The organism is Blautia sp. 210820-DFI.6.14, assembly GCF_020558815.1.
GTDB lineage: Bacteria > Bacillota > Clostridia > Lachnospirales > Lachnospiraceae > Blautia_A > Blautia_A obeum.
In genome coordinates, this window is the sequence record NZ_JAJCKS010000098.1 from 1 (window position 1) to 494 (window position 494).

Annotated in this window: 1 protein-coding gene; it reads left to right on the forward strand. The window is 44.7% G+C overall.

What is annotated here, in order from left to right; translation table 11 throughout:
- Positions 1 to 173: 173 nt before the first annotated feature.
- Positions 174 to 494: transposase (locus LI112_RS17895; protein ID WP_227191210.1), on the forward strand; the 321-nt coding region annotated here is incomplete at its 3' end.

The window sequence follows — 494 nt, forward strand, 5'->3', positions numbered from 1 at the left end:
TTTCTGATCAGCAGCTGCGCTGGCTTCTGGAAGGTTTGAACCCGGAGCAGCCAAAGGCGGTTCAGAAATGGCTCCCGCATAAGTCTGAAAATACTGAAAATCCTTAGAAATGCTGGGAAATCTGACGATTCTATGGTATAATAATCCTATCGAAACGAAAGGGTTTTCAGGTTATGTCAGCTACGGAACAGGAGTATAAAAATCATATCAAAGAACTGGAACAGCAGGTCCGGCTCCTGAAAGAGCAGGTTGATTTCCTGACCCGTAAACTTTATGGAACAAAATCCGAGAAGACATCTACTCTCGAAATCGAGGGGCAGGTGTCTCTTTTTAATGAAATCGAAACCTGTGCGGATCCTGATGCACACGAACCGGAGCTTGTTGAGATAGAGAAGCACCTACGTAAAAGGAAGTACACCGGTCAGCGGGAAGAACTGGTAAAAAATCTCCCTCACAGCAAAGTACTCCATACCATAGATGAAAGGGAACAGATA